This window comes from Streptomyces sp. SID13726 (assembly GCF_010548375.1).
Classification (GTDB): domain Bacteria; phylum Actinomycetota; class Actinomycetes; order Streptomycetales; family Streptomycetaceae; genus Streptomyces.
The window spans coordinates 1-421 of record NZ_JAAGLY010000562.1; the positions used below are offsets into that span (position 1 = coordinate 1).

Genomic DNA, 421 nt, shown 5'->3' on the forward strand with positions numbered 1-421 from the left:
CGCCTGCGCCACGCGTGACGGTCCCTCGGGACCGCGGTCACCAGGTCGCCCGTCACGACGACGGACGACCACCAGCGCACCACCACGAACCTGCTCGGCACCCCGGACGCGAGTCCGGGAGGAGAACGCCACAGGCAGGGGAACCCCCGGCTCGGAGGCCGGGGCTCGTGAAAGCAGACCGGCCCAGTGGGCCGGGCTTCCGGCCAGGAAGTCAGGGGCGGATGCCGTCGCCGTCGTCGCGGTGGCTGACGGTCAGGTCCGTCTCGGCCGGCAGGGAACCCTGCCCGACGATCTGCAGGAAGGACGCCAGCGTTCGGTTGTTCTTCCGGGAGCACTGGTCGTAGACGACGGAAGCCCGGCCCGTGGAGGCGCTCCCGACGCGGAAGCGGTGCTGACCGACCAGGTCGCACTGGGTGTAGCG

The 421-nt window shown here is 72.0% G+C and carries 1 protein-coding gene; it reads right to left on the minus strand.

Translation table 11 applies throughout. The annotated features are described in order from the left end of the window. Nucleotides 1-211 precede the first annotated feature (211 nt). Nucleotides 212-421 (minus strand): hypothetical protein (locus G3I78_RS49125; protein WP_164437157.1); only part of this gene is annotated, 210 nt, incomplete at its 5' end.